The organism is Vibrio sp. 1CM24A (assembly GCF_023161725.1).
Lineage (GTDB): Bacteria > Pseudomonadota > Gammaproteobacteria > Enterobacterales > Vibrionaceae > Vibrio > Vibrio coralliirubri.
In genome coordinates this window covers 170,054-196,743 of record NZ_JALNTS010000005.1, presented here as the reverse complement: position 1 = coordinate 196,743, position 26,690 = coordinate 170,054, and the positions used below count along the sequence as shown (strand labels likewise).

The 26,690-nt window shown below is 45.0% G+C and carries 17 protein-coding genes and 1 tRNA gene; 14 read left to right on the top strand and 4 right to left on the bottom strand.

Annotated elements, in window-relative coordinates; all coding sequences use genetic code 11:
• Positions 1 to 23: 23 nt before the first annotated feature.
• Positions 24 to 2,054: an excinuclease ABC subunit UvrB gene (uvrB, locus tag MSG38_RS12900; protein ID WP_050652938.1), complete on the bottom strand. Its 2,031-nt coding sequence runs from the start codon at positions 2,052 to 2,054 to the stop codon at positions 24 to 26.
• Between the two features lie 509 nt (positions 2,055 to 2,563).
• On the opposite strand from uvrB, the gene MSG38_RS12895 reads away from it, so the two are divergent.
• A tRNA-Asn gene (locus tag MSG38_RS12895) sits at positions 2,564 to 2,639 on the top strand.
• A 290-nt stretch (positions 2,640 to 2,929) separates the two neighbouring features.
• Here MSG38_RS12895 and melB read toward each other — a convergent pair.
• Together melB and MSG38_RS12885 are read right to left on the bottom strand one after the other, a co-directional pair.
• Complete coding sequence (gene melB, locus MSG38_RS12890; protein WP_048611582.1) at positions 2,930 to 4,303, bottom strand: melibiose:sodium transporter MelB; 1,374 nt, start codon at positions 4,301 to 4,303, stop codon at positions 2,930 to 2,932.
• A 475-nt stretch (positions 4,304 to 4,778) separates the two neighbouring features.
• Complete coding sequence (locus MSG38_RS12885; RefSeq protein ID WP_248401978.1) at positions 4,779 to 6,896, bottom strand: alpha-galactosidase; 2,118 nt, start codon at positions 6,894 to 6,896, stop codon at positions 4,779 to 4,781.
• A gap of 847 nt (positions 6,897 to 7,743) precedes the next feature.
• Between MSG38_RS12885 and MSG38_RS12880 the strand changes: the two genes are divergently transcribed.
• From MSG38_RS12880 to nth, 11 genes are all read left to right on the top strand, one after another.
• Positions 7,744 to 8,988 (top strand): carbohydrate porin, encoded by a 1,245-nt coding sequence (locus tag MSG38_RS12880; RefSeq protein ID WP_172379815.1) that lies wholly within the window; start codon positions 7,744 to 7,746, stop codon positions 8,986 to 8,988.
• A gap of 107 nt (positions 8,989 to 9,095) precedes the next feature.
• Entirely contained in the window at positions 9,096 to 9,998 is a 903-nt protein-coding gene (locus MSG38_RS12875; protein WP_248401977.1) for a MalM family protein, read from the top strand.
• A 129-nt stretch (positions 9,999 to 10,127) separates the two neighbouring features.
• Positions 10,128 to 13,229, top strand: a complete 3,102-nt coding sequence (locus MSG38_RS12870; protein ID WP_248401976.1) for a beta-galactosidase — start codon at positions 10,128 to 10,130, stop codon at positions 13,227 to 13,229.
• Between the two features lie 314 nt (positions 13,230 to 13,543).
• A complete protein-coding gene (locus tag MSG38_RS12865) occupies positions 13,544 to 14,548 on the top strand; it encodes a substrate-binding domain-containing protein (RefSeq protein WP_048611573.1) in 1,005 nt (334 codons plus the stop codon).
• 269 nt (positions 14,549 to 14,817) lie between these two features.
• Entirely contained in the window at positions 14,818 to 15,396 is a 579-nt protein-coding gene (rsxA, locus tag MSG38_RS12860) for an electron transport complex subunit RsxA (RefSeq protein WP_004734039.1), read from the top strand.
• Between the two features lie 2 nt (positions 15,397 to 15,398).
• Positions 15,399 to 15,992: an electron transport complex subunit RsxB gene (gene rsxB, locus MSG38_RS12855; protein ID WP_004734040.1), complete on the top strand. Its 594-nt coding sequence runs from the start codon at positions 15,399 to 15,401 to the stop codon at positions 15,990 to 15,992.
• Positions 15,993 to 15,999: 7 nt separating this feature from the next.
• Complete coding sequence (gene rsxC, locus MSG38_RS12850) at positions 16,000 to 18,744, top strand: electron transport complex subunit RsxC (RefSeq protein ID WP_248401975.1); 2,745 nt, start codon at positions 16,000 to 16,002, stop codon at positions 18,742 to 18,744.
• Complete coding sequence (gene rsxD / locus MSG38_RS12845; protein WP_248401974.1) at positions 18,744 to 19,790, top strand: electron transport complex subunit RsxD; 1,047 nt, start codon at positions 18,744 to 18,746, stop codon at positions 19,788 to 19,790. Before rsxC ends, rsxD begins: the two co-directional genes overlap by 1 nt.
• 13 nt (positions 19,791 to 19,803) lie before the next feature.
• Positions 19,804 to 20,433: an electron transport complex subunit RsxG gene (rsxG, locus tag MSG38_RS12840; RefSeq protein ID WP_248401973.1), complete on the top strand. Its 630-nt coding sequence runs from the start codon at positions 19,804 to 19,806 to the stop codon at positions 20,431 to 20,433.
• A complete protein-coding gene (locus tag MSG38_RS12835; protein WP_248401972.1) occupies positions 20,433 to 21,125 on the top strand; it encodes an electron transport complex subunit E in 693 nt (230 codons plus the stop codon). The genes rsxG and MSG38_RS12835 overlap by 1 nt, the downstream gene beginning before the upstream one ends.
• A gap of 164 nt (positions 21,126 to 21,289) precedes the next feature.
• Positions 21,290 to 21,925, top strand: a complete 636-nt coding sequence (gene nth, locus MSG38_RS12830) for an endonuclease III (RefSeq protein ID WP_248401971.1) — start codon at positions 21,290 to 21,292, stop codon at positions 21,923 to 21,925.
• A 181-nt stretch (positions 21,926 to 22,106) separates the two neighbouring features.
• On the opposite strand, the gene MSG38_RS12825 is transcribed toward nth, so the two are convergent.
• Positions 22,107 to 24,860, bottom strand: a complete 2,754-nt coding sequence (locus MSG38_RS12825; protein WP_248401970.1) for a cation-transporting P-type ATPase — start codon at positions 24,858 to 24,860, stop codon at positions 22,107 to 22,109.
• Between the two features lie 766 nt (positions 24,861 to 25,626).
• On the opposite strand from MSG38_RS12825, the gene gloA reads away from it, so the two are divergent.
• Together gloA and MSG38_RS12815 are read left to right on the top strand one after the other, a co-directional pair.
• Positions 25,627 to 26,043, top strand: coding sequence for a lactoylglutathione lyase (gene gloA, locus MSG38_RS12820; RefSeq protein ID WP_004734046.1), 417 nt, complete (start codon positions 25,627 to 25,629; stop codon positions 26,041 to 26,043).
• Positions 26,044 to 26,242: 199 nt separating this feature from the next.
• The gene (locus MSG38_RS12815) at positions 26,243 to 26,677 is read left to right on the top strand and encodes a DUF2753 domain-containing protein (protein WP_004734047.1); all 435 of its coding nucleotides are present in this window, start codon (positions 26,243 to 26,245) and stop codon (positions 26,675 to 26,677) included.
• Positions 26,678 to 26,690 lie beyond the last annotated feature (13 nt).

The following is a 26,690-nucleotide window of genomic DNA, read 5'->3' as shown; positions in this document are numbered from 1 at the left end:
CACTTCTCGAGTGAAAAGTGAGATTAGCTGTTGGTAATAAACTGCTTTCTTAACTGCTCAATTTCATCACGCTTCTGTGCGGCCAATTCAAATTCCAGATTCTGAGCATGCTGATACATCGCAGCTTCTAGCTTGCTGATCTCTTTATCAAGCTGTTGCGGCGTAAGTACTGCATAACTTTCAGAAGGCTCTGCCACCTTAGATAGAGGAACTTGTTTCGATTGGCGCTGCTGCTTCGACTTGGTTAGATCACCCAGTTCCATAATGTCTTTGATATTGCGTTTCAACGCTTGCGGCGTGATGCCTTGCTCTTCGTTGTAGGCTTGCTGTTTCTCGCGACGACGATCGGTTTCATCAATCGCTTTTCTCATCGACTTAGTAATCGAATCACCATAAAGGATCGCTCGACCTTCCAAGTTACGCGCAGCACGACCAATGGTTTGGATCAGAGAACGCTCAGAACGCAAGAAGCCCTCTTTGTCTGCATCAAGAATCGCCACCAGCGACACTTCAGGCATATCCAAACCTTCACGAAGTAAGTTAATACCCACTAACACGTCGAACTCGCCCAAACGTAGGTCTCGGATGATCTCCACACGCTCAACCGTATCGATATCCGAGTGCAAGTAACGCACTTTAACGCCGTGCTCACTTAGGTATTCGGTTAAGTCTTCCGCCATTCTCTTCGTTAGTGTTGTGACCAACACGCGCTCTTCTTTCGCTGAACGGATTCTGATTTCAGACAGCAAGTCATCCACCTGCGTCGCGACAGGTCTTACTTCGATGATTGGGTCTAACAGGCCAGTAGGACGCACCACTTGATCAGCAATCTCGCCATCTGATTTCTCAATCTCGTAATTACCCGGCGTTGCCGACACAAAAATCGTTTGTGGGGCTATAGACTCGAATTCTTCAAACTTCATTGGGCGGTTATCCAATGCAGAAGGCAGTCTAAAACCAAACTCGACCAAGGTTTCTTTACGAGAACGGTCACCTTTATACATCGCACCAATTTGCGGCACAGTCACGTGTGACTCATCGATGATCAGCAAACCATCATCAGGCAGGTAATCAAATAACGTTGGCGGCGCTTCCCCTTCCGCACGGCCGCTCAAGTATCGTGAATAGTTTTCGATACCGGAACAGAAGCCAAGCTCAGTCATCATCTCAATATCAAACTGAGTTCTTTGAGAGATACGCTGCTCTTCCAAAAGCTTATTGTTGTCTTTTAAGTATTGAGCACGATCGCGCAGTTCATCCTTGATGTTCTCAATCGCCTCAAGGATCTTCTCTCTTGGGGTTACGTAGTGAGTTTTTGGATAAACCGTAAAGCGCGGCAAGTCTCTTTGCTTAACCGCACCAGTCAGTGGATCAAAGATACTAATGCAGTCCACTTCGTCATCGAACATTTCAATTCGAACCGCATCTTGGTCAGATTCAGCCGGGAAGATATCGATCACCTCACCACGAACTCGGAACTGACCACGTTCAAAGGCGACATCGTTTCTTGAATATTGCAGCTCAGCCAAGCGGCGTAGGATGTCTCGCTGATCCATCACCTCACCACGACTCAAATGAAGCATCATCTTCAAATAAGACTTAGGATCACCAAGACCGTAGATAGCCGACACAGAAGCCACAATGATGGCGTCTTTTCGTTCTAATAAGGCTTTGGTTGCCGAAAGCCTCATTTGTTCGATATGAGCGTTCACAGACGCATCTTTCTCGATGAACGTGTCCGTGGTTGGAACGTAGGCTTCAGGTTGGTAGTAATCGTAGTAAGAAACAAAATACTCAACGGCATTGTTTGGAAAGAAAGATTTCATCTCACCGTAAAGTTGAGCCGCCAATGTCTTGTTAGGCGCTAACAGGATCGCAGGTCTTTGAGATTGGGAAATGACGTTGGCAAGGGTAAAGGTTTTACCTGAGCCCGTTACCCCTAGAAGAGTTTGATGTGCCAAACCAGAATCTAATCCGTCTAGTAATTTGGTTATCGCTGTCGGCTGATCACCGGACGGGCTGTAGTCCGATACCAAGTCAAAGAGTTTACTCATAGGTCGCCATTTCCATACTGTTTTTTTAATCAGGTCATTGTCACTCTAGGAGGAGTGTCGTTGCAACAATTATCTAGAGAAATGCATCTTAAGATCAGAGATCAGTTATAGCTTTTATTTTTAGAACTTGGTATTATCCGTGCCCCTGCAAAGTTTCCCCAGCTAAATTACTCGAATTTTAATCCACTACTTTTCCCCAAAAAACCTAAAAATACCGCTTGTTTTACTGTTCGTTTTATAATCTACAAAAGTTATACAATTGCGACATTTTGCTATAAATCTTTTAAATACATTACGTTAGATAAGATTTTTACATTTTTCGATTTATCCCGATTATTGTTGTTAAAGTTTCACACACACACTTATCCACAATTTTAGTGGATAACTAAAGCCAAGCTAAATCCTATAAGGCGTTCAAGAAAGTAAAGTTTTTTATCTTACTTTTTTCTGATATTTTTTATTGACAGAAATCCGGACAATTATTAGAATTCGCGTCGCTAACAAGCAATTCCCCTTTAGTTCAGTTGGTAGAACGGCGGACTGTTAATCCGTATGTCGCAAGTTCAAGTCTTGCAAGGGGAGCCAAATTCAGAAAAAAGCTCAATCGAAAGATTGGGCTTTTTTCGTATATAACTGCGACTAACTTGTTCCAAGTTAATGTCACAAACCTAGCCGCCCGCGTTCAAGTCTCGACAAGGGGGTCAAATTTAAAGAAGCCGCATCATTCGATGCGGCTTTTTGCGTTTTAGTCGAAACAAAAGCCCTACAGGCACAGCTTTGATTAACTCACATCCATAAAAAAACGCCTCACAAGGAGGCGTTTGGGCTTAGTGACTAAACTGAGCTTTATTCTAGATTAGACGTCGTTTTAACGGTTATGCTTCTGCTGTAACAACATTCGTCTGAGTCTCTTTACCGGCTTGGTCTTGATCAAATCCTTCATGCAGGTGGTAGTAGCGCTTATAAACAAGTGCACTTACCGTCATTAGAATCGCTGGTAAACCTACCATCATAAACTGCAGTCCCATGATAGTGCTGTCAGACTGTTCCACGTTTGGTACATAACCCACCACAGACAAGCCCATACCAACAATAAAACCACCAGCCGCGCCTGCAAACTTAACAAGCATCGTTTGAACAGAGAAGATAACACTCTCACTGCGACGACCTGTTTTATGTTCACCGTAATCAACAACATCTGCCAGCATTACAGTTTGCAGTGCGTTAGCGATACCCACACCAAACTTGATTGCAGCTCCTGCGATACCGATTAGAATCGCGTTACCTGGAGCGATAAAGCCCATGATAAGTAGAGTGATACAAGACAGCACTGGGAAGCCACAAGCAATAATCCATAGGTGCTTGCGTGGTAACACTGATGCAATACGAGGGAACAAGAATACACCTGCAACTTCAGCGATACCTGCCACCATCATATAAACGGGGAACAAGTCAGCGTTGCCTAAAGCGTAAGAGAAGTAGTAAATCGCAAAACCACCCACCAGCAAGTTTGCTATTTGGAACGACAATACGGTACCAATAAGTGCTTTTAGTTGGTCATTCTTACCAATGATAACCATTACATCTTTAAAGCTGAAACGCTCAGCTGGTTTAGCATTTGCTGGTGCAGATTTTTCTTTTACGTTGCGAGCAATCAAGAATGCACTCATCACGAACAGCACAGCAATCAACATAGCAACGTTGAAGAAACCTTGTCCTTGGTCGCCATCACCCAGTTTACCGACAATGTGTAGCCCGTAAGTACCCGTAATAAACCACGCCAAGCTAGCAAACAATCGTGGCCAAACAACCAGCTTTTCACGTTCTTGACGAGAGCTCGATAGTGCAGGAATCAAAGACCAGTATGGAATATCCATAATAGTGTAGGTAAGGCCCCACAGAATATAAGCAGCCGCTGCATAAATGTATAACGTAGTGCCTTCAAACATATGCGTACTAAAAAGGCCAACAAGCACTACAGCATTTAACAGAGTTCCAATCACTATCCAAGGACGGAATTTACCAAACTTAGAGCGCGTGTTATCAACGATAACGCCCATCATTGGGTCGGTCACCGCGTCGACAATGCGCGCGGCCAAAAAGATAGTACCCACAAATGCCGCTGACAGCCCAGCAACATCAGTGAAGTAAAACATTAAAAAGATGTAGATTGGTGCACAGGCAAAGTCTTTACCTAAAGCCCCAAGTCCATACGATAATTTGGTTTGTAGAGTAATTTGATCAGACATAGTATTTCCTTCAGGCGCGTAACTTCATCTCCTAACAGACGTTGAAACGCTTACCTTTTATTTATAATAATTTATCCACTCAAGTTCTGTTTTAGAGCCACTCTGTGGTCGCTTCTTAAAACACTCAAGTATCAAGTCCGACGCTAATGTAACCATTCCAACGCACAGATACTGTGATCAACAACCACTCAATGGAAACGTTTTCAGTCAAATATCCAAAGTGAGAGATCGAACAATAAAACCCTCGAATTGATAGAGAATATCGCTAATTAAAGTGCTCAAAACAGTTCGTAGTGTGAAGTAACGCATGAGAACGATTACATAAGTGCAGTATCACGCTGGGAATACCTACAGTTCTCCAATCTCTAAGGGCACATCAAATTGATTAGACAGCTCATGACGGCTTATTAAAGGCAATAAAAAACCGCGTAATTTCACCTACGCGGTTCGTTAAATATAAGGTCTATGTTAAAACTTACTCGATACGTTCAAACTTAATCAGCATCGCTGTTTCTGCGTCAAGTATTGGCATCGTCAGCCCCACCTCGGCACACCAAGCACCTGATAATTCACAGCCAGACTCTGTCCATGGCGGTTGATAATTCACAATATCATCGTAGTTTGACGGTTTATCAATCACAGAAACCTTGTATAGGCTTTGTGGATCTAACCCAGGTATACGCAAATGACCACTCAACGAATTGGTTGGCATCGCCAGCTGTGCAATCATCACCACCGCTTCTGACACATCTTCGGAGACGACCGCATGGATCTGATGGGCACTATCGTCCGTTGGAACTCGCCAAGTTCTCCCGCTATGCAGTAACGGACGCAGCATCTTGTGTAGCTTAATATAGTGTTCAAAGCCCTGCTTCTCTTCTTGAACTTCTTTCACAGGGTCTAATTCAATCCCCATATGACCAAACAGTGCTGTTAGGCCACGAAACTCAATACTATGACGACGACGAGTGCTGTGGCAGTGGCTCGCGCCAATATGGCTTCCCATTACCTCAGGAGGGAAGAAGTAACTCATCCCGCGCTGAATCGTTTGTCTTTCTAAGGCATCGTTATTATCTGAAGCCCAAAAACGTTGCGTACGCTTAAGAACCTCAAAATCGATACGGCCACCACCAGCCGCACACGATTCAATATCAACCATAGGGTGCTTCTCTCGGACTTTATCGACCAACTCATAATAACGAGCGGTTTGTTGATGAGCCGCAGCCCTGCCTAGATGCGCTGGTTGTACAACTTCTCGGTTCATATCCCACTTAATGTAAGCAATGTTGTACTGACTTAAGAAGTGATCAAGGCGCTCAAACAGAAAGTCGAATGCTTGTTGATTCTGAAGATCGATAACATATTGATTGCGACCCGTTGGTTGATCATAGCCGTCAACCGCAAGCAACCAGTCTGGATGGGCTCGGTATAAGTCAGAATCCTTATTGATCATCTCAGGTTCGAACCACAATCCAAACTCCATACCCAACTGATTAACGTGTTCAACTATCGGCTCTAAACCATTTGGGTACTTTTCTTCATCTAAGAACCAATCCCCTAGCGCAGCCTTGTCTCCGCAGCGCCCTTTGAACCAACCATCGTCAATGATAAAGCGCTCTACTCCCATATCAGCGGCTTGGCTAGCCATCGACATAATATAATCAGGATCATGGTCAAAATAGATGCCTTCCCATGTATTAAGATGGATAGGTCGAGGCTTTTGTGCGAAAGACTCCGGCAAGATGGAACCACGCACATGGGAGTGGAACTGATGGCTCATTCCATTTAAGCCTTCCGAACTGAAACTGGCATACAACCAAGGTGTGGTTAAGCTTTCACCTTCATCCAATGCAATCTCGCCCGGTTGATAAATAACTTCCGCTTGCACGTAACGACGACCGTCTGCTTTTACATCCGCGCGCAGTCTGTGGTTACCACTCCAAGCGAAGTGAATGCCCCACACATCACCTGCCATTTCATTGAAGTTAGCGGTACCAACAACCATCGCTGGATAATGTTCATGAGACGTTCGTCCGCGGCGATTTTCTTGTTGATAGCCCCCTTGCTGTAAGGGTTGGCGCACCGTTTGGAACTCATGTACCCAACGGCCGTAGTACGTCATCAACTCATTAGCTCTTGCTGGTAATGGCAAAGTATTAGCGAGACGGTTCACCTGATAAAGGCCGGCTTTAACGTTGGTTAAGGTGTGACGAGATTTCACAACGTCATGTTTATCGAGGCATAACTCGGTTGTTAAACGTAAGCCTGCACGCGCATCTTCACTCTCAATGATTAGGCTAGATGGTGTTTGTTGAATATCCGTAATAGAAAAAACAGGCGCCCAGTCCAATCCGTCTCGGTGCCCTTCTAATGCCGGACTGCTGAAAACACCGCGTCCGAGCTCTGGGCTCAGCGACATAGCGACATCATTATCAAGGCGACCGTAAGGAACTGGCCTTTGAAGAGAAACACGAAAGTTCGTTAGATCGCCACGAACTGGTACTCCCCAATGCAGAATTTCGGCGAAATCACCAAGTTCAACGATCAGCTGCGAGTCTTTACCCGTGATTTCTACTAGGGATTTATTCGTCATTTTATTTAACCTTAACGCGTTTAATTACCCCGTATCATAATTATTGAGCTGAGAGTTTCTGTGATCAAACCCAAAATCATGAAAACGTTTCCATTAAATATTTTGAGATTAATAGATTCAAATAATGCCCCCTAATTCAAAGATTTATGCCAACCACCATCTCAACGCATATGCTCCTAATCCCCAAAAATAGGGGTATTCCACATTAAATAAAGCGCTATAACGTTAAAATAAACAGGAGTTTAACAACAATTTATTCCTTAAAATTCAACGCTTTATGACGATTCTTTAATTTGAAAATTGGCTCAAACACATTTCCTCTTGAACTCACCACACCACACTCGTATTCTTAACCTTTAGAGTACAACTATGAAGTGTCTCCCTGGGTCCTAACTTTTACATTCCAGTTTGACGGTATAGAACGCAATGCCTGTAGCCTAGCTCCGACATTGAATTTGATACTTGCTTCCTTGTCTCACATGCCCAGTTATCATTGACTGGGCTGCTTTTCCCCTCAAAAATAACCCTAATCCCTTACTACCTCTAGCCTTACATCACTATTACCTATGTTCGAACACAACGAGCAACTTCAGCTTTAGCGCACGATCAACCCCCTCACCCCCTGAAATAGAAAACGATTCCATTAAAAACCCACAGAAACCTCTATAAAACTGCCACCACAAGCCCAATAACCAGATCAAAATCACACAAAATAATCACAAACCCATCAATAGCGTAAAAATGCCAACCTCATCATGAAAACGTTTCCATTGTTTATTTACACTCTCGCTCGAGTTAGGACTCAAACATAAAAATATCCATAAATAAAAAATAATGGAGACACTTCATGAAACAAAAAATGCTAGTTAAAGCATTAGGATTCACTCTGGCCCTCACCCCATTAATCAGCTTCGCTGCAGTGGAAAACGTAACGTATTTTGGTTATGCGAAATGGGGCAACATCTACACCGACAATGACCAACATAACGATGGCAAAGGAGAACGCAACGACGTTATTCGAGCAGGTCAAGGTTACGGTAACTACCGTTTAGGTAATGAACTGAATTGGTGGGAAGCCGGTGTTAAAGCGGATGTATGGCGCGACAATGACGCCTATTTCGATACCACGATTTATCTAGGCAGTGGTGATAGCTGGGGGGATGTCAGTACGATCCAACTTTGGTCGGCAGGTCATGGCCTTATCGAAGGACAACCTAACGCGAAAGTATGGGCCGGAGAACGTTTTTATCGTCGCCATGAAGTCCACATGATTGATGTTAAGTACTGGGATACATCCAGTACGGGTTTAGGTATTGAAGATTGGGATCTAGGGTTTGCGGATGCACATTTGGCCTGGATGGCGCCAAACTCGTCAAGTGACGATGGGCGTAGTCTTCACAATATTGATGCTCGCTTAAGCGGTATTGAATTGAGTGACACAGCGGATCTTACTCTTGGTTTGAACTACGTGACCACGCAAAACTCGAGCTACGACGATAAAGACATTACTACTTCTGGCGCAATGCTCTCTGCTCTTTACCGTCAAGCTTGGAACTACGGTTCAAACACCTTGGCCTTCCAATACGGTACTGATGCCTTAGCTGGCGGATTAATGAGTGCTGAAGGTGGTTCAGACAAAAAGTACAGCACTGGCGTCGAACATGATGGCTACAGCTGGCGTCTATTTAACCATGGTGATTTAAATATCAGTGAAGATGTTCAAGTCATGTACTCCATCGCTTATCAAGATAACAACCTAGATAACAACGATGGTGAGAAATGGTTCAGTGTCGGTGCTCGTCCTCAATATGCTTGGACCGATTATATGTCGACAGCACTTGAAGTCGGTTACGAAACGGTAGAAGCACAAAACGGCTCAGGCACCAATGATATGTACAAAGTGACGGTCGCTCAAATGTTCCAAGCTGGCAAAGGCGTATGGGCTCGCCCATCTATCCGTATCTTTGCAACTTACTCTGAATCCAACAACGAATGGGATCGTGGTAACGAGACTTATGGAACGGCAACAAGCATCAATGCCGAGACTGTTGACGAGATTACCTTTGGTTTCAACGTAGAAACTTGGTGGTAAACCACCACACCCGAGCGTCTGTTCAATCAACGAATTGACGCTCAACACTGGAATAGCAATTTAACGGGGAAAGCCGATGTTTTCCCCTTTACTAAGGTAGCAATCAGATGAAATTAAAATCATTGATGACCATTGTCGCGGCACTCACCGTTAGCGCATGCAGCGGAATACCTGAAAAGGAACTTAAGACTGATTTCAATGACAGTGCATGCTGTTCTCAGCTAAGTGCGCTGCCAATGACGCAATTGTCTGTTCCATTCCACCAACAAGTGATTATGGACGGTCATTTACCGACCCTTTCCTCTTCATTGTTAAATGACAATACACAAGCGGATAGCCAACGCTTTCCGACCATCGCGTACCAAATCAGTGACACGACAGAATCGCTGTCCTTACTCATTCGTTCATACATTAAAAATGATGCGCTTTTCGCTCCGTCTATTTATGTCTTCGACAAACAATGGCGACTGCTTGGTCAATACAACACTAACGACTTCACTTACTACCCGACAGCGATGCAAGGGTTAGAAAGAATTGAAGCATCAATTGCACTCGAACCTCAACGAGACAACGCGCAATTTATTGTGGTCAGCGCCGATAGCACTAGGCTAGATAGCGCCATCAATCGAATTCACCCTGAAGATCTGTATTCAGAATCACAGCAGATTATTGGCAATAAGCAACTGCCGTTGACTGCCACGTTCAGCAGAGTAGGTGTCATTGATGTTACGGCGAGCCAATCAACAAACAGTACGATTTTGACTCTATTGGCTGAGCTTGGCGTTTCATCCAACAATGAGCCCGAAACCATAGGTTCAACGCAAGTTTCTCAACCATCAACTCAGGCAGTTGAAACCAATCAAAAGGCGCAATGGCTGAATATCCAAAAAGACATTGACCAAGCCCTAAACAACAATGACATCAAACAAGCCGCATTTATTGCTAATCAAGCGGCCGAACAGGGCATGCCCGAAGCAAAAGATTATTTATTAAAACAGCTCGCTGAATAGCTGAATAGCTGAATAAGCCAACAGAACAATACGCAAAACCAACGATTTGATAACGGTCATCACTGCTTAAAAATCCGATGACTTAATAGAATTATTACCAATATTGAACACTTTAAGAGTAGGAATACCATGAAGGCATTTTCAAACATCATCCAAAGACGCGATTGGGAAAACCCACAGTCTGTGAATATCCACTGCCTTAATGCGCACAGCCCATTATCAAGCTACCGCAACCTTAAGCACGCTCGAGACGGCATTGAATCACAACGTAAATCTCTTAATGGACAATGGAAGTTCAAATACTTTGATGCACCTGAACAAGTTGACGGTGAATTTATCGAAACAAGTTTCAATGACTCACAATGGGACGAGATTACCGTACCATCAAACTGGCAAATGCAAGGCTACGATAAACCTATCTACGCCAACGTAAAATACCCATTTGAAGTGAACCCACCGTTTGTACCGGCAGAAAACCCAACCGGTTGTTACCGCACTCAAATTACGTTGACTAAAAATGACCTAAAGAACACCCAACGTATTATCTTTGATGGCATCAATTCCGCTTTTCATCTTTGGTGTAATGGCAATTGGGTTGGGTACAGCCAAGATAGCCGCTTACCTGCCGAGTTCGACTTAACTCAGTATCTAACTGTTGGTGACAATACGCTGTCTGTTATGGTGATACGTTGGTGTGATGGTAGCTATTTAGAAGACCAAGATATGTGGTGGCTAAGCGGTATCTTCCGTGATGTGACCTTGCTAGCCAAACCAAAGCAATGCATCGAAGATGTGTTCGTTACACCGGACTTAGACGCATGCTATCGCGATGGTTCACTGTCTATTGTCACCAAAATTACGGCACCAGACACTTACCAAGTTCAGGTTCAACTGTTTGACGGTGAAAACGCGGTGACTGAACCGCTTACCGATCGCCCGCATAATCGACGAATTGACGAGCGTGGCACCTACGATGATGTGGTATTCCAAACTCTTCATGTTCGAGATCCGAAGAAATGGAGCGCAGAAGTCCCTAACCTTTACCGAATTGTCGTGTCATTGCTTGATAGGCAAGGTAACCACGTAGAAAGTGAAGGTTATCAAGTTGGATTCCGTAAAGTCGAAATGACAGACGGTCAGCTAAAGCTAAACGGCAAACCGCTATTGATTCGCGGCGTCAACCGTCATGAGCATCACCCAGAGTTGGGGCATGTGATGACAGAAGAAGACATGATCCGCGATATCTGTCTAATGAAGCAGTACAACTTCAATGCTGTGCGCACCGCGCACTACCCTAACCACCCACGATGGTACGAGTTGTGTGATGAGTACGGTTTATATGTGTGTGATGAAGCAAACATCGAGACCCATGGCATGCAGCCGATGAATCGCTTGTCTGCAGACCCACAATGGGCACACGCTTATATGAGTCGTTACACGCAAATGGTCATGCGTGATAAGAACCACCCTTCTATCATCATCTGGTCTTTGGGCAACGAGTCAGGGCACGGCAGCAGCCACAATGCGATGTATGCTTGGTCGAAACAGTACGATCCTTCTCGCCCGGTACAGTATGAAGGCGGTGGTTCAAATACCACAGCTACCGATATCATTGCGCCAATGTACGCACGCGTTAACAGCACTATCGAAGACGATGCCGTTCCAAAATGGTCTATCAAGAAATGGGTTTCTCTGCCTAACGAGCAACGCCCGCTTATTCTTTGTGAATACGCACACGCAATGGGTAACAGTTTAGGTAGCTTTAATGATTACTGGAATGCATTCCGAGAATACCCTCGCCTACAAGGCGGTTTCATTTGGGATTGGGTTGACCAAGGATTAAGTCAGTGGGATGAAAACGATGAACACTTCTGGGCCTACGGTGGAGACTTTGGCGACATCATCAACGACCGTCAGTTCTGTATCAACGGTTTGATATTCCCAGATCGCAGCGTACACCCGACCTTGGAAGAGGCGAAATACTGCCAGAGAATGATCACTGTGACGTTAGCAGAGCAAACTGAAGATCAATGCCGCCTAACGGTAACCAATGAGAACCTGTTCCGAGCGACTGACAATGAAATCTTACGCTGGCAATTGCTCGAAAATGGCATCGTGATTCAATCGGGGCAACAAGTATTATCCGTTGCTGAAGATAGTAAACAAGAGCTGGTCATTGACCTTGCTTTCACGCCAAAAGCACAAGTCGAATATCATCTCAATACCGATATTACCCTGACTCATTCAACCAAGTGGGCAGAAGAAGGCCATGTGTGTGCAATGGAGCAGTTTGCTTTACGTAACCATGCTGGCTTGCCATTCCCTAGCACGGCAAATGCTTTGGCTCCTCAGTTACATCAGCAAGACAATAAAGTCATCGTGTCTAGCCTAGATGAAACACATCAATGGCAATGGGATACAGAGAGTGGATTGTTGACCCACTGGATCGTTGATGGACAACCGCAAGTTATCAAGGCACCTGTCGATAACTTCTATCGCGCACCACTTGATAACGATATTGGTATCAGTGAGATAGACAACATCGATCCAAATGCATGGGCTTGTCGCTGGGAACTTGCAGGCATTGGTCAATGGGAACGCCAGTGTACAAGTTGTGCCGTGCAAGCACTCGCAGACTCAGTACAAGTGACGTCAGTATTCGCCTACCAATTTAATGGCCAAATCCAAGCGATTACAAAATGGCAATACACCTTAAATAACCTAGGCGAAATGATTATCGCGGTTGATGTCAACTTAGCCGATCACTTACCACCGATGCCGCGCATTGGCCTTGAAATGGAGCTGCCTTTACCACTCGAAACAGCCAATGAAACTCCGGTTTCGTGGCAGGGATTAGGTCCTTTTGAAAACTATCCAGACCGTTTGGCTGCTGCACGATTCGGTTTACACAAACAGACATTGGATCAGATGCATACGCCGTATATATTCCCAACTGATAGCGGCTTACGTTGTGGAACCAAAAACTTGAATGTTGGAAATATCGGGATCGAAGGCGATTTTTCATTCAGTGTGAGTCAGTACAGCCAGCAACAATTAACGGATGCTAAGCATACCAATGACCTGACTCGTGAAGAGAAAATCTATGTACGCGTTGATCACCAACATATGGGCGTTGGTGGTGATGATTCTTGGAGTCCAAGTGTTCACCAAGAGTTTCAACTCACCGACAATCAATATCGTTATCAGGTTACGCTAACAAGCGCATCGTAAGTAGATTCGGACCAAGTGGTTTACTCTAAAGCCACTTGGTTCCCTATTACTTTGGGTTACCAGTGATTACCTTACTTCACGCGACAACAGCTCACACGACAGCAGTTCAAACGACAACAGTCCACACGCCAATGTGACTCAAAAACCAAGCTCAAATCTAGAGCTTGGCTTTTTATTTTCAAACTAATCAGCCAACTAAAAATAAACCATCAGACCTCGTCATATTTGATGTTTAGTATTTGAATTGGCTAACTATCCGTTGTTAAATGTCCAACCACCAGCACACAGCATTATATTCAGAATAAGAGAGCGGAATGGCTACCATTAAAGATGTTGCGAAGGAAGCAGGCGTATCAATCGCGACCACCTCTCGAGTAATCAACAATGCACCTCACACCAGTGAAACCGCAATTGCGGCGGTAAAAGCCGCTATGGAAAAACTCGGCTATCGCCCAAATGCCAACGCTCGTGCATTGGTCAGCAAATCTTCAAACGCGATTGGTGTACTGGTTAATGATGTTTCTGCCCCGTTCTTCGGTTCGATGATCAAAGCCATTGATACCGTGGCAAGTGAGCAAGAAAAGCAGTTACTGATTGGCAGTGGCTACCATGACGCCACCAAAGAGCGTAATGCGATTAACCTGCTTATCAACAGCCGCTGCGAATCACTTGTGGTTCATAGCAAAGGCATTAGCGACGAAGAGTTGGTCAAGCTAGCCAATGAAGTACCCGGCATGGTGCTGATCAATCGCATTGTTCCCGATATCGAAAACCGCTGTATTGCTCTCGACAACCGCCGCGGCTCTTACATCGCGACAGAGTATTTGATTAAAAACGGCCACAAACACATTGGCTACATCTGCTCGAGTCACGATATTGAAGATGCTCACGACCGCTTAGGTGGCTATTTGGATGCATTGAAAGATCACGGTATTGAATCGAACGATGAGTACATCGAATATGGTGAACCTGACGAGCTAGGCGGTGAGCAAGCCATGGTTAACTTAATGGCAAAAAACACAGATATCACTGCCATTGCCACGTACAACGACTACATGGCCGCAGGCTGTTTGGCGTTATTACAAGAAAATGGCGTTCGTATTCCAGAAGATATGTCAGTTATTGGTTTTGATGACGGCCACATTGCTCGCTTTATTTACCCTAGATTGACCACCATTCGCTACCCAATTCAAGTCATGGCTAATCAAGCGGTTAAGCTCTCTCTGCAACTCGCAAGTGACGAGCCAAAAGAGCACCCGGAACATAAGCTATTTATGCCAATTTTGGTGCGCAGAGCCTCTGTTCGAAACATTAATTGAGAAAGCTCAGGGTAATAAAAACTAAGTCATTTCGTTCCTCGACACTTTTTACAACAAAGAAAATAGGATTGATTCGATGAGTTATCATTGAGTTGATCTTATTTTTCATTCCCCGCAAATACCCACCTATACTTAACCTGATCCATCTTAATCAAACGGTTACCCGTTGATTTTTTCACCAAGTGTCTAAATCCCTAGTGATCCTTGGTTGTTATTAGGTGAGCAAAGCAGGATAATATCGGGATCGGAATCTCAAGAATTAATCCATTATGACCGAATACCTTTTGTTGTTGGTTGGCACAGTGCTGGTCAATAACTTTGTGCTAGTGAAGTTTTTAGGACTATGTCCATTTATGGGAGTCTCCAAGAAACTGGAGACTGCGATTGGCATGGGCCTTGCGACGACTTTCGTTCTAACGTTAGCGTCAGTCTCTGCATACCTAGTAGAAACCTACATCCTTACCCCTCTGGGTATTGAATACCTGCGTACCATGAGTTTCATCTTGGTTATCGCGGTGGTTGTTCAATTTACGGAAATGGTGGTTCACAAAACCAGCCCAACTCTTTATCGCCTGCTGGGTATCTTTCTGCCTCTTATCACCACCAACTGTGCGGTATTAGGTGTGGCACTTCTGAACATCAATGAAAACCACAACTTCATTCAGTCGATCATCTATGGTTTCGGCGCAGCGGTTGGTTTCTCTCTTGTATTGATCCTATTTGCTGCAATGCGTGAACGTATTGCGGTTGCTGATGTTCCAATGCCATTCAAAGGTGCATCGATTGCGATGATCACAGCAGGCCTAATGTCTCTGGCATTCATGGGCTTTACTGGGTTGGTGAAATAAGCATGAGTACCATTTTAATTGCGATCATTGCGCTAGCCGTTTTAGCCGCTGTTTTTGGCGCTATTTTGGGCTTTGCTTCTATCCGTTTTAAAGTTGAAGCTGATCCTATCGTCGATCAAATCGACACCATTTTACCGCAAACTCAATGTGGCCAGTGTGGCTATCCTGGTTGTCGCCCATACGCAGAGGCGATCGCTAACGGAGACAAGATCAACAAATGTCCTCCGGGCGGCCAAGCAACCATAGAGAAGCTAGCAGATTTAATGGGCGTAGAAGTTGAAGACTCCGCTCATGACTTAGATAACAAAGTAAAAACCGTTGCCTTCATTCATGAAGATATGTGTATCGGCTGTACCAAGTGTATTCAAGCCTGCCCTGTTGACGCCATTGTTGGTGGTACCAAGGCACTGCACACAGTAATTAAAGATGAATGTACAGGTTGTGATCTATGTGTCGCACCGTGCCCTACTGACTGTATTGAAATGATTCCAGTGGCAACAACGACTGAAAATTGGAAATGGCAGATGAACATCATTCCTGTTACTGATATCACTAACCAAGCGACTGATGCGACTGCGTCAGAGCCTAAAGCATAGGGTTAGTATGATCTCTTTAATTGAACAAATTCGCACGGGCTCTATTTGGAACTTCCCTGGTGGCGTGCACCCTGCTGAAAACAAGAAACAGTCGAATACTACTGATATCGTCCATGCAAGGCTTCCAGAAGAAATCGTTCTTCCGGTGAAACAGCACATCGGTAAGCCGGGTAACCTATTGGTTGCTGCTGGCGACACTGTGTTAAAAGGTCAGCAACTTACTGCCTTAGATACAGGTTTTACGTTACCTGTACACGCACCAACATCGGGTGTGATTACCGCTATCGAACCGCGAACTACCGCTCACCCTTCAGGCTTGAGCGAAATGTGCGTGGTTATTAAACCTGATGGCCTAGACACTTGGAGTGAAAAAAATCCAGTTGAAGATTTTTCGACAAAGACTTCTGACGAACTGCTAGATGTGATTCGCCAAGCTGGTATTTCAGGCATGGGCGGCGCAGGCTTCCCTACGGCTAAGAAGCTTCAATCAGGCTTAGGTCGTACCGACATTTTGATCGTCAATGCTGCGGAATGTGAACCTTACATCACCTCTGATGACAAGTTGCTTCAAGAACATGCCGACGAAGTATTAAAAGGCATCGAAGTGGTTGAACACATTCTTCAACCAAAGCTGACGGTTATCGGCATTGAAGACAATAAACCAGACGCGATAAAAGCACTTGAGATTGCAGCGAAAGACAAAGATATCGTCATTCGTGTTATTCCAACTAAGTATCCTTCTGGTGGTGAGAAACAGCTGATCAAGATCCTCACCAATAAAGAGGTTCCGGCTGGCGGCATTCCTGCAGACATTGGTGTTTTGGTTCAAAACGTCGGCTCGCTTTACTCAATTAAGCGAGCGGTAATCGACGGTGAACCAGTGGTTAACCGCGTGGTGACTTTAACCGGTAAAACCTTTAAGCAACCTCGTAACGTTTGGGCACTATTAGGTACACCTGTTCACGAGTTACTTGAAGAGTTTGGTTATAAAGCGGATAAGAAGCTGCCGCGTTTGATTTTGGGCGGCCCGATGATGGGCTTTACCTTGCCGCATGCCAATGTGCCAATCACTAAAACGTCGAACTGTATTTTAGCGCCAACGCGTCGTGAGATCTCACCAAGCACTTACGAGATGGAATGTATTCGTTGCAGCGCGTGTGCTGAAGCTTGTCCTGCGTCTCTACTTCCTCAACAACTGCAATGGCATGCCAAAGCCAACGAGTTGGATAAGTGTGAAGAGCTGAATATTAAAGACTGTATTGAATGTGGTGCTTGTGCGTTTGTCTGTCCAAGTGAGATCCCTCTTGTTCAGTACTATCGCCAAGCGAAAGCCGAAATCAAAACAAGAAAAGACGAAGCAACAGCCGCAGAGCGCGCCAAGATTCGTTTCGAAGAGAAAAACGCTCGTATGGAGCGTGACAAAGCAGAACGTGAAAACCGCTTCAAGAAGGCTGCTGACAACCGTCGTAAAGACATGAAATCAGCCGATGGTGATGATGCGATTGCAGCTGCGATTGCTCGCGTTAAAGCGCAAAAAGCCGCGGCAGACCAAACACCTAATGCAGAACCAGCCGTGAAACCTGCGGTAGCTGCTGCGATTGCGAAGGCAAAAGCGAAACAAGCGGCGGCTCAGAAAGCGGATGGCGCTGAACCAGACAACTCTGAAATGTCGAAATTGCGTGAAGAACGTAAACGACAAGCTCGAGAGCGCAAGGCACAACAAGCAACAACTGATGCTCCTGCAGAAAGCTCTGGTGATGGCAAAAAAGACGCTGTTGCTGCAGCTATCGCTCGTGCTAAAGCGAAGAAAGCTCAACAAGCGGAATCGGCTTCAGACGCTCCGGTTGAAAGTACTGGCGATGCCAAGAAAGATGCTGTCGCTGCTGCTATAGCTCGCGCTAAAGCCAAGAAAGCCCAACAAGCAGGTTCAGCTTCCGAGGCTCCGGCTGAAAGTACTGGTGATGCTAAAAAAGACGCCGTTGCTGCGGCTATTGCTCGCGCTAAAGCCAAGAAAGCTCAACAAGCGGAATCAGCTTCTGACGCTCCGGTTGAAAGCTCTGGCGACGCTAAGAAAGATGCCGTCGCTGCTGCGATTGCACGCGCTAAAGCGAAGAAAGCACAGCAAGCGGAATCAGCTTCTGACGCTCCGGCTGAAAGTACTGGCGATGCCAAGAAAGATGCTGTCGCTGCGGCTATCGCGCGTGCTAAAGCGAAGAAGGCTCAACAAGCAGAATCAGCTTCCGAAGCTCCGGTTGAAAGTACTGGCGATGCCAAGAAAGATGCTGTCGCTGCAGCTATTGCTCGCGCTAAAGCCAAGAAAGCTCAACAAGCGGAATCAGCTGCTCAGACCGAAAGTGAAGCTCCAGCTGAAAGCTCTGGCGATGCCAAGAAAGATGCTGTCGCTGCGGCCATTTCTCGAGCTAAAGCGAAGAAAGCTCAACAAGCTAAGCAAGACGAAGCAGCAGAAATTCCTGAGCCAGTGATTGAAGTTGAAGCTGAAACTCAACAAGAGTCAGTCGATCCTAAGAAAGCTGCAGTTGCCGCCGCGATTGCTCGCGCTAAGGCGAAAAAAGCACAACAAGCGAAGCAGGTCGAGGCTCAAGTAACCGCCCCTGAAATTGAAGTGGAAGCTGAAACTCAATCAGAACCCGTCGATCCTAAAAAAGCAGCCGTTGCTGCCGCTATTGCTCGTGCTAAAGCAAGAAAAGCACAGCAAGAGCTAGATAAAAAGAATAATGAGGAGAAAGAGTAGTGGCCTTCTTTATCGCCAGCTCACCGCACGCACACAGTCGTAGAAGCACCCCAGATCTGATGAAATGGGTCGCTATTTGTGCATTGCCAGGTCTACTAGCTCAAACCTACTTCTTCGGATGGGGTACGCTCATCCAGTTAGTATTTGCTATCGCACTTGCGATTACCTTTGAAGCAGCAATCATGCTGCTAAGAAAGCGCCCGCCAGTGATGGCGCTACGTGATTACAGTGCTGTTGTCACCGCTTGGCTACTTAGTGTCGCGATTCCTCCGCACTCTCCGTGGTGGATTCTAGTGATAGGTATGTTCTTCGCAATTGTCATCGCGAAACACCTATACGGCGGACTTGGGCAAAACCCATTTAACCCAGCGATGGTCGCTTACGTTGTTTTGCTGATTTCATTCCCAGTTCAGATGACCAGTTGGAATGCGCCAGCTAGCTTAACGGCTGAAGCAACCAGTTTTGTTGACTCATTCTTGATGATCTTTACTGGCTTCAATAATGAAGGATTATCTCTACAGCAAGCTCGTTTAGGGATTGATGGCACCACAATGGCGACGCCACTTGATGCCTTCAAAACCGCATTAACGGCAGGCAACACCGCTTCTGAAGCTCTGTCTCAACCTCAATTTAGCTGGTTAGCTGGCGTGGGTTGGGAATGGGTAAACCTTGCTTACCTTATTGGTGGCTTGGTGCTTATCAAGCAACGCGTGATTCAATGGCATATCCCAGTCGCGTTTCTGGGCAGCTTGACCCTATTTAGCCTAGTGTTCTTGATGTTCACTCCTGGCGAAACCGTATCACCGACTATTCATCTATTGTCTGGTGCGACTATGCTCGGCGCATTTTTCATTGCGACCGACCCAGTTTCAGCATCCACGACAGTCAAAGGTCGCTTAGTGTTTGGCGCTCTGATCGGCGGTTTGGTATTTATCATCCGCAGTTGGGGTGGTTTCCCTGATGGCGTGGCGTTTGCTGTATTGTTAGCCAACATGTGTGTTCCACTGATTGACTACTACACCAAACCTCGTACATACGGCCACTAAGGGAGCGGATACCATGCTAAATGCAATTAAGAAAAACGGCCTTGTACTCGCGATTTTTGCGTGTGCTTCGACGGGTTTGGTCGCGGTAACCCACTACCTGACCAAAGATCAGATCAAACAACAGGAACAGGCTCAGTTACTGTCTGTTCTTAACCAAGTGATCCCACACGATCTGCACGACAACGAGCTGTTTTCGTCTTGTACTTTGGTTCAAGCAGAAGCGCTTGGTACTGAACAAGCGATGCCGGCTTACATTGCTAAAATCAATGGTGAGCCGAGTGCGATTGCGATCGAAGCGATTGCCCCTGACGGCTACAACGGCGCGATTAAAGTGATTGTTGGAATGAAGATCGACGGTACTATTTTAGGTACTCGCGTGCTTTCTCACCAAGAAACTCCAGGTTTGGGTGATAAGATTGATTTGCGTGTGAGTGATTGGATTCTTTCGTTTGCAGGCAAACAAGTAACAGATTCTAATCTTGACCGTTGGAAGGTTCGTAAAGACGGTGGTGACTTTGACCAGTTTACTGGCGCAACCATCACACCAAGAGCGGTCGTGAAGTCAGTCAAACAAGCGGTTCAATACGTTAACCAAAACAACCAAGCATTGCTTGCTCAACCTCTAAATTGTGGTGGTGAATAATGAGTGACCATAAAACACTGATCAAAAATGGCATGTGGGCCAATAACCCTGCCCTAGTACAACTTCTTGGGTTATGTCCGCTGCTGGCTGTATCGTCAACAGTCACTAACGCACTTGGGCTAGGTATTGCTACCTTGCTTGTACTGGTCGGCTCAAACGTTTCTGTTTCTTTGGTTCGTAACCACGTACCAAAAGAAGTGCGTATCCCAGTATTCGTAATGATCATTGCCTCGCTAGTAACGTGTATTCAATTACTGATGAACGCTTACGCCTATGGGCTTTACCTCTCTTTGGGTATCTTCATCCCGCTGATCGTAACCAACTGCATCATCATTGGTCGTGCGGAAGCCTTCGCTTCAAAGAATGAAGTGCTACCAGCGGCTCAAGATGGTTTCTGGATGGGTCTAGGCATGACATCAGTATTGGTCGTGTTAGGTGCGATGCGTGAGATTATTGGTAACGGCACTCTATTTGATGGTGCAGACCTGCTGCTTGGTGACTGGGCTTCTGTGTTACGAATCCAAATATTCCAATTTGATAACAGCTTCTTGTTAGCCCTGCTTCCACCGGGTGCCTTTATTGGTGTTGGTTTCTTAATTGCTTTGAAAAACATCATCGATAACCAAGCAAAATCTAGACAACCAAAACAAGAAAAACCAGTCATTGAACGCGCTCGCGTTACCAATGCCTGATAAGTTAAATTAGCTTTAATCCCGCTGAGTTAGCTCAACCACTCGGCGGGGAAAATCAGAACTAAACAGTACATATAATAATGACGCTCATAAGAGCGCGTAACCGATGATAAAGCAGAAGCAATCCAAGCTTCATGCCCTAACTATTTGAAAGTAATGTCGCTATGAACAATGTAAAACGAGTAGAAATACTTGAGCGTTTAAGAGAAAACAATCCAAAGCCAGAGACTGAGCTTAACTGGAACAGCCCATTCGAACTGCTGATTGCCGTTCTATTGTCTGCACAAGCAACCGATGTCAGCGTGAACAAGGCGACGGATAAACTGTACCCTGTAGCCAATACGCCGCAAGCAATTTTCGACCTAGGTGTTGATGGCTTAAAAGAGTACATCAAGACCATCGGCCTATTTAACTCAAAAGCAGAAAACACCATCAAGACGTGTCGTATGCTGCTTGACCTACATAATGGTGAAGTACCGGAAGATCGCGCTGCATTAGAAGCCCTTCCAGGTGTTGGACGTAAAACAGCAAACGTAGTGTTAAATACCGCTTTCGGTTGGCCAACGATTGCCGTTGATACTCACATCTATCGTGTATCAAACCGCACTAAGCTAGCGATGGGTAAAACCGTCGACGATGTCGAAGTAAAGCTACTTAAAGTTATCCCAAAAGAATTCAAACTGGATGTCCACCATTGGCTCATTCTTCATGGACGTTACACCTGTGTCGCACGTAAACCACGCTGTGGCAGCTGTATCATTGAAGACCTATGTGAGTACAAAGAAAAGAGCGAAGATTAGTCTTTCCGTTCACAACGATTAATCAATACGGCAGCGCTTAAAGCGCTGCTTTTTTATTGCCACTCTCTAGAAGCAGCCTCTACATCAGTTTTCATTTCTAATTCTGCGTTCCCAAAGATAACAAGCATAAAAAATCCCGCCTTTTATGGCGGGATTCAATTATTTAGCTAAGAAGTCTGTCTTAGATAAACTTCACTTTAGTCACTTCTTTGATAGCAGATAGAACAAATGTTGGTACTGCTGCAATGAAGATTAACGATATTAAGTGATTAAACTCTAGTGCTTCTGTGCTGAATACCAGCTGGCCGAAGCTTGTGTAAACAACGCTTAAAGACAAGATAGCCGATACTGCCACCGCACCAAGTAGGTAGTGGTTAGTGAACGGATTCTTACGATAAATCGTTGTAAACGTACGTGCATCGAACAAGCTCCAAAGTTGAGCAAAGATCAGTGTTAAAAACGCAACAGTTTGTGCGTATTGAGCACTGTAACCACCGTCGAGTGCGTAAGAGAATGTCACAAAACTTAGACCACCTAATGCGAGACCACGAGTTAGGATACGAGCGCCCAGACCATTAGAGAAGAAGCCTTGGTCACGTTTGCCTGGCTTGCGCTCCATGAGATCTTTCTCTTCTGGCTCAACACCGAGTGCGAGTGCTGGTAGACCATCAGAAACGAGGTTAACCCATAAAATCATTAGTGGAGTTAGCGGAAGTACTACATCTGGTCCCATGAGTAGGAATGCAAATAGGATTACCGAAACCTCACCCACGTTCGCTGTAAGTGCTTGGCGGATAAACTTACGTAGGTTATCGAAAATTTGACGCCCCTGACGTACCGCCTTCACGATAGTACTGAAGTTATCGTCCAACAAGATAAGGTCACCTGAGTCTTTCGCAACAGACGTACCTGTAATACCCATCGCAACACCAATGTCTGCACGACGCAGTGCTGGCGCATCGTTCACGCCGTCACCGGTCATAGAGGCAACTTCGTTGTTCTCTTGTTGCGCTTTTACGATACGCAGCTTGTGCTCTGGAGTAACACGTGCAAATACTGCAACCTGAGAACAGATAGACAAAAGCTTCTTGTCATCCATTTGGTCAAGCTCAGCACCCGTTACCACTAGATCGTCTTCGCTACGGATGATTCCGATTTCACGAGCAATCGCTGCTGCCGTGACTGCGTGGTCACCGGTAATCATTACCGTACGAACACCAGCGCTATAACAGCTATTTACTGCATCACGCACTTCTGGACGTGGTGGATCCATGATGCCATAGATACCCAGGATGCTGACGTCTTTTTCAAGCTCAGGGAAATCTAACTCAAGCTCTTCTTCTTTTAATTCACGGAAACCAACGGCAAGTGTACGCAGAGCATCACCACCAAAGGTTTGGATTGCCGCTTCAAAGTCTAAATGAAGTTCTTGAGACGGTGCGGTATCGAGAGCCAAGTTGCCTGAAACTTCACAGCCAACCGTTGGTACGAAACCACCGTCAACCATGAAGCTGGTTGATTTACCAAGAACAACATCTGGCGCGCCTTTCAATGCTAGGAAGTGCTTACCTTGTGGGTCACGAACGATAACAGAAGCCATCTTACGACCAGAATCGAACGGGAACTTCTTAACAATTGAGTAGCCACCCGTTGATAGCATTTCATCTTGTTTAAGACCTGCTTTTGCAGCTGCAACAATTAGTGCACCTTCTGTCGGGTTGCCACGAACCGTCCATTTACCATCAGCATTTACATATTCAGCATCGTTACAAAGCGTTGCAACAACAAGACCTTTCATCATTGCAGGGCTGTTTGTCGCTTCGACATTGTGATCTTTGGTAATGAATTCACCCTTAGGATCAAAACCTTTACCTGATACATCCCAGTAACGACCAGACACATCGTACGCTTTCATTACCTGCATTTGGTTTTGTGTTAGCGTACCTGTTTTATCTGAACAGATAACGGTTGTAGAACCAAGCGTTTCGATTGCTGCTAGCTGTTTAGCCAAAGCATTATTCTTAACCATCTTAGTCGAGCCCATCGTTAATACGATAGTAACCACCGTTGGTAAGCCTTCAGGAATAGCGGCAACCGATAAAGAGATACCTGTTGTTAGGATTTCTAACCATGGCATACCGTGGTAAACACCGATAGCACAAACAATAGCGACAACCACAAGAGCAACAACCAATAACGCGAGTGCGATGGTGTCCATACGCTCTTGCATTGGTGTTTTCGTCTCTTCCGTTTGGTTCATCATATCAGCGATGTGACCAACTTCAGTTTGCATACCTGTGCTTGTTACAACAGCAAGGCCAGTACCTGTAGTCACGATTGTTGTCATGAAGCCCATGTTCTTCTGATCGCCAAGACCAAGGGTCTCATCCTCAAGGCGTTCAGACTGCTTATTCACTGGCTCAGACTCACCGGTAAGAGCTGCTTCGTCTACGGTCAAACGGTTTGACTCAAGAATACGAACATCAGCAGGCAGAATATCGCCGGTATTAATTTTGATGATGTCACCAGGAACGAGGGTTTTAGCTGGAACACTGATCCATTTACCATCGCGCATCACTTCGGCTTCTGGAGCTGCCATTTCTTTTAGCGCTTCCATCCCTTTCTGAGCTTTAAATTCTTGCCAGAACGCGATACCAGTATTGATAAGGATAATCACTGCAATAGCAATAGCATCAATCGCGTGGCCAGTAGACCAAGAAACGATTGCACCAACAGCTAGAATAAAAATCAGTGGGTTTTTATATTGATGAATATACAGTTCCCACGCAGAAGCTGACTCTTGTGCAGTCAGTTCGTTAGTGCCGTGCTTCTCTAAGCGTGCATCCGCTTCAGAAGTTGATAAACCTGTCGTTTGATCTGCGTTCAGTTCGTTTAAAACATCTGAACTTTGTTGTGTAAACCATTTACTCGTCATTTGAGTACTCCACATCAATGCCTCACGTTGAGGCTAATGTAATAAAATAATACTTATTCTTTATATAATAGAAAAATCGCACAAATCAAAAGTGAATATTTAGTCGATTTGGTGCGCTTGAAAAACTATATAGTAAGGATTGTCTATTTAGCAAAGATCGCAAAAGATACACTTGATACACACTTGACAACTACTTTGAAAACACAACCACCCCAAACATCAAACATAAAACAAACAATACAAGCCCAAGATATTGTTTAAAAAAGATAAGTGCAAAAAATAGACACTCTTTATACTTTCGTAAAAACCATTGGTTATTAGCGTATTTTATCGAAAATTCCTTAATAATGAAGTGAAACATCGGAATAACCTTTCTATAAACAGGGAGATATTGGCGTAATCATAAATTGATAAAATGGAAAGTTAGATGCCAATTGTAAAAACGAAAGGAAATCAGCAACAAGATGGAGATATAAGTCACAATTAAACAACCAAGGCCATTCTTGGCCATTACAAAAAAGACCAATACTCAAAATTACTATTTATGCAAAACTGCGAATTAAGTGCTAGTGACTGACAAATTAATAAGGCCGTCGCCCTTTAATTTTTTGTAATACAAATAAGAAAAAAGGTAGAGGTGGAGAGTAAGATAGATAATGAGAATAAGAAAATATGACCAAACTCATCATCTCTTTGGTGTTGCTTATGAGCTTGCTCATATATAGTGCTATAAAAGAAACAACCAATAACAAGCTAGGAGCAAATCATGTCAAACGGTCGTATTTTACACACCATGCTACGCGTGGGTGATCTAGACAAGTCTATCGAGTTCTACACCAATGTAATGGGCATGCAGCTATTACGTAAGAACGAAAACAAAGAGTACGAATACACACTGGCTTTCGTTGGCTTTGGCGACGAATCTCAAGGCGCAGTGATTGAGCTGACTTACAACTGGGGCACCACTGAATACGATCTTGGCTCTGCTTTTGGTCACGTTGCTATCGGTGTTGATGACATCTACACAACGTGTGATGCGATTAAAGCAGCTGGCGGCAACGTAACGCGAGAAGCGGGTCCGGTTAAAGGCGGCTCTACACACATTGCGTTCGTTAAAGATCCTGATGGCTACATGATTGAGCTGATTCAGAACAAACAAGCAAGCGCAGGTCTAGAAGGTTAATTCCTTAACCTCTTTGAGAAGTTGAGTTTGAACGCCTGATGAAATAAAAAAGAAGCGAGCACTATGCTCGCTTCTTTTTTATCACTCTCACCATAATCGATACGCCTCACCAATTATTCTTAATAATCTCATTGATGAAACTTTACATGATAATGATTATCATTTAAATTAACCACCTATTGATTAATGAGGTAATACAATGATTAGCGAATGGGAAAAACACACGTTACTTGCCGATACTGCATTGCAGCTCGACGATCCTGTACGAAGTATTCTTCATTATCAGCAGGCTTTGAACTTAAGTGAAGAAATTACAGAACGCACCGATATTCAAGCCGATGAACGCCTACTTATCTCGGTGATTTCTTGCCACAATCTTGCTCAATTCTGGCGTTGGGCTGGCGACACTGAATACGAGCTCAAGTATCTTCAACTGGCTTCCGAAAAGGTACTCACACTGATCCCTCAGTGCCCTAATACTCAATGTTCAAGCTTTATCGATTCTATTGGTTGCTGTAAGAAAGCGCTGATCGATTTCATGAAACGCCACCCAAACCCTAAAATTGCCTCTATGGTGGAGAAGATCGATACCGCGACCAACTGTGAAATGATCGCCCGCTTCCGCTTGAACTAAACAAGTTACGTCC

Coding starts and splice junctions, on each gene's coding strand:
- uvrB (WP_050652938.1), bottom strand. CDS start 2,054: ATGAGTAAACTCTTTGACTTGGTATCGGACTACAGCCCGTCCGGTGAT.
- melB (WP_048611582.1), bottom strand. CDS start 4,303: ATGTCTGATCAAATTACTCTACAAACCAAATTATCGTATGGACTTGGG.
- MSG38_RS12885 (WP_248401978.1), bottom strand. CDS start 6,896: ATGACGAATAAATCCCTAGTAGAAATCACGGGTAAAGACTCGCAGCTG.
- MSG38_RS12880 (WP_172379815.1), top strand. CDS start 7,744: ATGAAACAAAAAATGCTAGTTAAAGCATTAGGATTCACTCTGGCCCTC.
- MSG38_RS12875 (WP_248401977.1), top strand. CDS start 9,096: ATGAAATTAAAATCATTGATGACCATTGTCGCGGCACTCACCGTTAGC.
- MSG38_RS12870 (WP_248401976.1), top strand. CDS start 10,128: ATGAAGGCATTTTCAAACATCATCCAAAGACGCGATTGGGAAAACCCA.
- MSG38_RS12865 (WP_048611573.1), top strand. CDS start 13,544: ATGGCTACCATTAAAGATGTTGCGAAGGAAGCAGGCGTATCAATCGCG.
- rsxA (WP_004734039.1), top strand. CDS start 14,818: ATGACCGAATACCTTTTGTTGTTGGTTGGCACAGTGCTGGTCAATAAC.
- rsxB (WP_004734040.1), top strand. CDS start 15,399: ATGAGTACCATTTTAATTGCGATCATTGCGCTAGCCGTTTTAGCCGCT.
- rsxC (WP_248401975.1), top strand. CDS start 16,000: ATGATCTCTTTAATTGAACAAATTCGCACGGGCTCTATTTGGAACTTC.
- rsxG (WP_248401973.1), top strand. CDS start 19,804: ATGCTAAATGCAATTAAGAAAAACGGCCTTGTACTCGCGATTTTTGCG.
- MSG38_RS12835 (WP_248401972.1), top strand. CDS start 20,433: ATGAGTGACCATAAAACACTGATCAAAAATGGCATGTGGGCCAATAAC.
- nth (WP_248401971.1), top strand. CDS start 21,290: ATGAACAATGTAAAACGAGTAGAAATACTTGAGCGTTTAAGAGAAAAC.
- MSG38_RS12825 (WP_248401970.1), bottom strand. CDS start 24,860: ATGACGAGTAAATGGTTTACACAACAAAGTTCAGATGTTTTAAACGAA.
- gloA (WP_004734046.1), top strand. CDS start 25,627: ATGTCAAACGGTCGTATTTTACACACCATGCTACGCGTGGGTGATCTA.
- MSG38_RS12815 (WP_004734047.1), top strand. CDS start 26,243: ATGATTAGCGAATGGGAAAAACACACGTTACTTGCCGATACTGCATTG.